Source organism: Thauera aminoaromatica S2 (assembly GCF_000310185.1).
Taxonomy (GTDB): Bacteria; Pseudomonadota; Gammaproteobacteria; order Burkholderiales; family Rhodocyclaceae; genus Thauera; species Thauera aminoaromatica.
The window spans coordinates 1-6,871 of record NZ_AMXD01000169.1; the positions used below are offsets into that span (position 1 = coordinate 1).

General features: G+C 72.7%; 7 protein-coding genes. 3 read left to right on the plus strand and 4 right to left on the minus strand.

The genetic code is table 11. The features are described from left to right. The 3 genes from C665_RS17360 to tldD form a co-directional block, all read left to right on the plus strand. A partial coding sequence (locus C665_RS17360; RefSeq protein ID WP_040829545.1) for a YhdP family phospholipid transporter occupies positions 1-1,029 on the plus strand: 1,029 nt, incomplete at its 5' end. A 94-nt stretch (positions 1,030-1,123) separates the two neighbouring features. Then, positions 1,124-1,948: a carbon-nitrogen hydrolase family protein gene (locus C665_RS17365; protein WP_004324446.1), complete on the plus strand. Its 825-nt coding sequence runs from the start codon at positions 1,124-1,126 to the stop codon at positions 1,946-1,948. A gap of 120 nt (positions 1,949-2,068) precedes the next feature. Then, a complete protein-coding gene (tldD, locus tag C665_RS17370; RefSeq protein ID WP_004324448.1) occupies positions 2,069-3,514 on the plus strand; it encodes a metalloprotease TldD in 1,446 nt (481 codons plus the stop codon). Positions 3,515-3,655: 141 nt separating this feature from the next. Here the strand turns inward: tldD and C665_RS17375 are convergent, their stop codons facing one another. The 4 genes from C665_RS17375 to C665_RS17390 form a co-directional block, all read right to left on the minus strand. Next, positions 3,656-3,868, minus strand: a complete 213-nt coding sequence (locus tag C665_RS17375; protein WP_004324450.1) for a hypothetical protein — start codon at positions 3,866-3,868, stop codon at positions 3,656-3,658. Beyond that, positions 3,865-5,274 carry a sigma 54-interacting transcriptional regulator gene (locus C665_RS17380; protein ID WP_004324452.1) on the minus strand — a complete coding sequence of 470 codons (1,410 nt, stop codon included), beginning with the start codon at positions 5,272-5,274 and terminating at the stop codon, positions 3,865-3,867. The genes C665_RS17375 and C665_RS17380 overlap by 4 nt, the downstream gene beginning before the upstream one ends. 14 nt (positions 5,275-5,288) lie before the next feature. Then, positions 5,289-5,756 (minus strand): hypothetical protein, encoded by a 468-nt coding sequence (locus C665_RS17385; RefSeq protein WP_245537188.1) that lies wholly within the window; start codon positions 5,754-5,756, stop codon positions 5,289-5,291. Between the two features lie 70 nt (positions 5,757-5,826). Continuing rightward, positions 5,827-6,871: sensor histidine kinase (locus C665_RS17390; RefSeq protein ID WP_004324455.1), on the minus strand; the 1,045-nt coding region annotated here is incomplete at its 5' end.

Here is a 6,871-nt window from a genome sequence, read left to right on the forward strand (position 1 = left end):
CTGCGCGCGCGCGCCGATCCGGGCGGCTGGAAGGCGCGCCTGGAGAGCGATCGCGCGGACGGCGAGTTCGACTGGCGGGCGGCGGGCAAGGGCACGCTCGCGGCGCGCTTCCGCCACCTGCGTCTGGTGCGCGAGGCCGGCGGCGTGCAGGCTGGCGCAGACGGTGACTCCGCGGGCGACGAGGCGGTGGACGATCCGCCGCAGCGCCTGCCCGCGCTCGACGTGGTGGCCGAGCGCTTCGACATCAACGAGCTCGAACTCGGCCGCCTCGAGGTCCTCGCACGCAACCGCGGCAACCTCTGGCAGCTCGACCGCTTCGCGCTGATGAACGCCGACGGACGCCTCGCCGGCAAGGGGCAGTGGCGCGCGGGCGCGCGCCAGCGCACCGAGCTCGACTTCGCGCTCGAGACCGCGTCGATGGGTGGGCTGATCCGGCGCCTGGGCCACCCCGACGTGGTGCGCGGCGGCGCCGCCAGCCTGGCCGGCCAGCTCGCATGGCGGGGTGCGCCGACCCGGATCGACTATCCCAGCCTGTCGGGCAGGCTGCGGCTGGAGACCGGCGCGGGCCAGTTCAACCGGCTCGAACCCGGCGTCGGCCGTCTGCTCGGCATCCTCAGCCTGCAGTCGCTGCCGCGCCGGATCACGCTCGACTTCCGCGACGTGTTCTCCGAAGGATTCGCCTTCGATCGCATTTCCGGTAGCATCGAGCTTGACCGTGGTGTGCTGCGCAGCGAGGACCTGGAGATCCGCGGACCCGCGGCGCGCGTCGCGATGAGCGGCAGCGCCGACGTGGTCTCCGAAACGCAGGACCTGCGCGTTCTGGTGCAGCCGACGCTGTCCGAGTCGGTGGCGATCGGCGCGGCGGCGGGCTTGGTGAATCCGGTCGCCGGCGTGGTGACCTATCTCGCCCAGAAGGTGCTCAGCGACCCGATCGAGAAGCTCTTCGCCTTCGAGTACACGGTGACCGGCGCGTGGTCCGACCCCCAGGTCGCCAAGCGCGGCAGGGCCGCTGCGCCGGAGTCGCGCTGATCCGGGGGCGAGCGCCCAAGCTGCGTGCCCTTCCTTGCCCAACCCCCGCGGGGTCTTGCCGCCAGCGGCAGCACCCCGCCCCAAGCTCGCCGACATGACCGAAACCTCCCTTTCCGCGCCGGTGCGCATCGCCGCCATCCAGACGGTCTCCGGGCCCGACGTCGCCGCCAACCTGGAAACCGCGTCGCACCTGATTGCCCAGGCCGCCGCCGCCGGCGCCCGCGTGATCGCGCTGCCCGAATACTTTCCGCTCATCAGCAAGGACGAGACCGCCAAGGTGCGCATCCGCGAGCCCGAGGGCGCCGGCCCGCTGCAGGATTTCCTCGCCGGCGAGGCGCGCCGCCACGGCGTGTGGCTGATCGGCGGCACCCTCCCGCTGGTCGCCGAGGCCGAGGACAAGGTGCGCAACAGCACCCTGGTCTTCGACGACCAGGGCCGGCGCGTGGCGCGCTACGACAAGATCCACCTGTTCGGCTTCCAGCGCGGCGAGGAGCGCTACGACGAGGCGGCCACCATCGAGCCGGGCGGCACGGTCGCCTGCTTCGACTCGCCGGCCGGGCGCATCGGGCTGTCGGTGTGCTACGACCTGCGCTTCCCCGAGCTCTTCCGTGCCATGGGCGAGGTGGATCTGATCGTGCTGCCGGCCGCCTTCACCTGGACCACCGGCCGCGCGCACTGGGAGGTGCTGCTGCGCGCGCGCGCGATCGAGAACCAGTGCTACGTGATGGCGCCGGCCCAGGGCGGGTGCCACGAGAGCGGGCGGGTGACCTGGGGCCACACCATGATCGTCGATCCCTGGGGCGAGATCCTCGCCTGCCGCGACGAGGGCCCCGGCGTGGTGGTCGCGGACCTCGATCCCGCGCGCCTCGCGGCGGTACGCGGGAGCCTGCCTGCCCTGCGCCACCGCTGCCTGGCCTGAACGCGCCGTCCGCGAGGGGGCGAACGTGGCCGATGCCGCAGCCTCCTCGTGTCGTCGCCCCGCAATGATCGTTTTTGCCCGATGCCGGTCCAACCGGCATCCTCCGCCAAGGATTTACCGATGAGCAAGAGCCAGAATCCCCTCAAGGTCGCCGACCGTTACCTGCTGTCGCCCTACGGCCTGGGCGAGGCGGAGCTCGAGAAGACCTTCCGCAAGCTGATGCGCCACGACATCGACTTCGCCGACCTCTACTTCCAGTACCAGCGCTCCGAGGCCTGGAGCCTGGAAGAGGGCATCGTCAAGTCGGGCAGCTTCGACATCGAGCAGGGCGTGGGCGTGCGCGCGATCAGCGGCGAGAAGACCGCCTTCGCCTACTCCGACGACATCTCGCTCGACGCCCTGGTCGGCGCCGCCACCGCCACGCGTGCGATCGCCGCGGCCGGCGAGCGCCGCCGCGTCGGCATCGTCCCGCACAAGCTCAGGACCCGCCTGTACCGGGCCGACGACCCGCTCGACTCGCTCGACGACACCGCCAAGGTCGAGCTGCTCGAGCGCCTCGAGGCCTTCGCACGCGCCGAGGATGCGCGCGTGACCCAGGTCATGGCCCACATCGCCGGCTCCTGGGAGGTGGTGATGGTGGTGCGCAGCGACGGCCATCAAGCCGCCGATGTGCGTCCGCTGGTGCGCGTGTCGATCACCGTGATCATGGAGGAGGACGGCCGCCGCGAGCAGGGCAGCGCAGGCGGCGGCGGACGCTACGACTACGGCTGGTTCTGCGACGACCGCCTGCACGACTACGCCCGCCAGGCGGTGCATCAGGCGCGCGTGAACCTCGGCGCCGACCCGGCCCCGGCCGGCACCATGCCGGTCGTGCTCGGCCCCGGCTGGCCGGGCATCCTGCTCCACGAGGCGATCGGCCACGGGCTGGAGGGCGACTTCAACCGCAAGGGCAGCTCGGCGTTTTCCGGGCGCATCGGCCAGCAGGTGGCGGCCAGGGGCGTCACCGTGGTTGACGACGGCACGCTGCCCGATCGCCGCGGCTCGCTGTCGATCGACGACGAGGGCAACCCGACCGAGCGCACCGTGCTGATCGAGGACGGCATCCTCACCGGCTACATGCAGGACATGATGAATGCCCGCCTGATGGGCATGCCGGTCACCGGCAACGGCCGCCGCGAGTCCTTCGCCCACCTGCCGCTGCCGCGCATGACCAACACCTACATGCTGAACGGCGACAAGGATCCGGAGGAGATCATCAAGTCGGTGAAGAAGGGCTTGTACGCGGTGAACTTCGGCGGCGGCCAGGTGGACATCACCTCGGGCAAGTTCGTCTTCTCCACTGCCGAGGCCTACCTGATCGAGAACGGCAAGGTGACCCGCCCGGTGAAGGGGGCGACCTTGATCGGCAACGGCCCGGACGCGCTCACCAAGATCCGCATGATCGGCAACGACATGCGGCTGGATCCGGGCGTCGGGACTTGCGGCAAGGACGGGCAGAGCGTTCCGGTGGGCGTCGGCCAGCCGACGCTGCGCATCGACGGGCTGACGGTGGGCGGGACCGCCTGAGCGGAGCGGCGCAGCTCGACCGCCACGTTCGCGCCTCCTGCATGAACCCGCCGCGCCTCCGTCCCATGCACTGACGAACAAGGCCGCGCACCCGGTGCCCGGGGCGCGGCCTGGATTTGAAGCGGGCAGGGCCGGCGGCGATCAGGTCTGCGCGGGCTTGTCCTTGCGCTCGCCCGGAGTAGCGGTGGCGGGCTTGTCACCGCTGCAGGCGGAGACGGTGTCGAACGGTCCGGCTTCGAGCAGGCGGGCGGCCTGGGCCGGGGTGGCGATCGAGAAGGCGATCGCGGTGGTGGTCAGCATGGCGGCGATGGTCTGGCGTTTGATCATGTCGGGCTCCGTCTGGGTCTTGTTCATTGTTCGACATCGGGGCCGGCGCCGCGGAAGAGCTCGGGCGTCAGGTCGTGCCGCTGCAGCAGGCGGTAGAACTCGGTGCGATTGCGCTCCGCCAGCCGTGCAGCGTCCGAAACATTACCCGCAGTCAGTTTCAGCAGCTGTATCAGATAGTTTCGCTCGAAGCGGCGCTTCGCCTCGGCGTAGCCGAGGGCCTCGGCCGGCTGCACGCGCAGGGCGCGTTCGACCAGGGCGCGCGGGATCAGCGCCGTGGTGGCGAGCGCGCACGCCTGCTCGACCACGTTGTGGAGCTGGCGCACGTTGCCCGGCCACGGCGCGGTGGCGAGTGCCTCCAGCGCTTCGGGCGCGAAGCCGGTGAGGCGCCTGCCGTACTTGTGCGCGAGGCTGCGCAGGAAGTGCCCGGCGAGCAGCGGGATGTCCTCGCGGCGCTCGGCCAGGGTGGGCAGCTGCAGGCTCACCACGTCGATGCGGTAGTAGAGGTCCGCGCGGAACTGGCCCGCGGCCAGCGCCGCGTCGAGGTCGCGGTGGGTGGCGGAGACGATGCGCAGGTCGACCGCCTGCGCGCGCGTCGCACCCACCGGACGCACGGCGCGCTCCTGCAGCACGCGCAGCAGCTTGACCTGCAGCGCGGGCGGCATGTCGCCGATCTCGTCGAGGAAGAGTGTGCCGCCGTGGGCGGCCTGCACCAGGCCCTGATGGGCGCTGGTGGCGCCGGTGAAGGCGCCGCGCACGTGGCCGAAGAGCTCGGATTCGAGCAGCGGCTCGGGAATGGCGCCGCAGTTGATCGCGACGAAGGGCGCAGCGGCGCGCGGGCTGGCGAGGTGGATCGCGCGTGCGAGCAGCTCCTTGCCGGTGCCGCTGTCACCGCGGATCAGCACGCTGGCGTCCGCGGCGGCGACCAGACGGGCCTCGTCGAGGACTGCCTGCATGCGGCTGCTGCGGCTGAGGATCGCTGCGCGCCAGGCCGTGTCGCCGGCGCTGCCGGGGGCGTCGGCGCGGAGACCGCTGCGGGCGTGGGTGGGGCCGGCGCGTTGCAGGGCCTGGCGGATGCCCTGCAGCAGGGCCTGGCTGTCGAAGGGCTTGGTGAGATAACCGGCGACCCCGAGCGCGGTGGCCTCGACCGCATCGGGGATGGTGCCGTGCGCGGTGAGCAGGATGACCGGCAGCGCCGGATGCTGGCGGCGGATGTCCTCGAACAGGGCGAGTCCGTCGCCGTCGGGCAGGCGCACGTCGCTCACCACGAGGTCGAAGCGCTCCACGCCGAGACGGCTGCGTGCGGCCGCGACGCTGTCCGCGGTGGCGACGTCGTAGCCGGTGGCCTGCAGGCGCATCGCGAGCAGGCGCAGCAGGTCGGCGTCGTCGTCGACCACCAGCAGGCGCGCCGGTGCCGCCGCCGCGGTCGCGTGCATCTCCGTCGACGTGCTCATTCGGGCAGCCCGGTGCGGGGCCGCACCGGCAGGCCGGGCAAGGTCAGCTCGCGTTCGATCTCGGCGAGCGCCTCGAGCTGGCGCTGCAGCGCGGCGTTCTGCCGGCGCAGCGCGTCGAGTTCCAGCGCCTGCGCGTCGCTGGCGCGGGCAAGCTCGTCGAGCTGGCGGCGCAGGTGCTCGGCGAGTGCGGCGACTTGCTGGCGCACGCGGAGCTGTTCGAGCAGGGCGCGTGCGTAGGGATGCAGCGCGCGCGCCTGTGCGCGATCGTCGGCGAGCAGGCTTTCGAGCGCGCGCCGCGCCGTGGCGAGCCGCTCCTGCCCGGGTTGGGCGGCCTGCACCGCGGTGTGCAGGCGCTGCTGCGCGGCTTCGTGGGCAAGTGCCGCGGCGCTCGTGTCGTCCTCGGCCGTCTGCCGGGCCGGGAGGTCGGCGCACCCCGCGAGCAGGGCGAGGGTGGCGGGGAGCACGGCGCGGGCGATCCGGACGCACACGCGGCGTGCTGCGCGGGAGACTGCGCGGACGACGTGGAGGCGGGCGTCAGGCATGGGGCAACTCGATGCGGAAATGGGCGCCAAGCTCGCTCGGCAGCGCGCGCACCCGGCCGCGGTGGGCGCCGATGAACTCGCGCACGATCGCCAGCCCGATGCCGCTGCCGCGTGCGCTTGAGGGAGGGCTGCGACGACCCTGGTAGAAGGGCTCGAAGATGCGTTCGAGCTCGTCGGGCGCGATCCCCGGGCCTTCGTCGCGGCAGTCGATCACCACGTTCTCGCCGGCGCGGCGGAGCTCGATGCGGATGTGGCCACCGGTGGGGCTGAAGGCGATCGCGTTGGCGAGCAGGTTGGAGAACACGCTGTGCAGCTTGCCGGCGTCGGCATGCACGATGGGAGCGTCGCCCGCGAGTCCGATCGTCACCCGGCGTGCGCGCGCCGGCAGGCGCTGCTCCTCGCCGATCTTGCGCAGCAGGGGCCGGAGGGCGGTGGGCTGCAGGTGCAGCGAGCGCGCGTCGAACTGGCTCGCGTTGAGCCGCAGCAGCTGTTCGATGCGCGCCTGCAGGGTGCGCGCGCTGTGCGCGAGGATGGCGGTCACCTCGCGCTGCTCGGGTTCGAGCGGGCCGAGCACGCCGTCCTCGAGCAGGGCGACCCCTTCGCGCAGCGAGGCGAGCGGGGTCTTGAGCTCGTGCGAGACGTGGCGCAGCACGCGGCCGCGGTCGGCCTCGAGTTCGGCGAGGCGCAGGCGCAGCCAGTCGAGCCGCTCGCCCAGCCTGCGCAGGTCGGCAGGGCCGTCGATGTCGATCGGGCGGGTGAGGCGGTTCTCGCCGAGCTCGCCGATCGCCTGTTCCATGCGCCCGAGCGGGCGCAGCAGCCACCCGCCCGCGAGTGCCGCGAGCAGGCCGGCGAGGAGCAGGGCGGCGAGGATCTGCAGGGCGACGGCACGGCGTTCGCGCTCGAGCGTGTCCATGAGGGCGAGATCGCGCTCGCCGAGATGGTGGTCCAGCGCCGCGGCGAGCCGGTCGGCGAGCGCGCCGAGGTGGCGGAAGTCGTCCGCCGTGGCGAGGCCGTCGCCGCGCCCGGCCGCAGTGGCG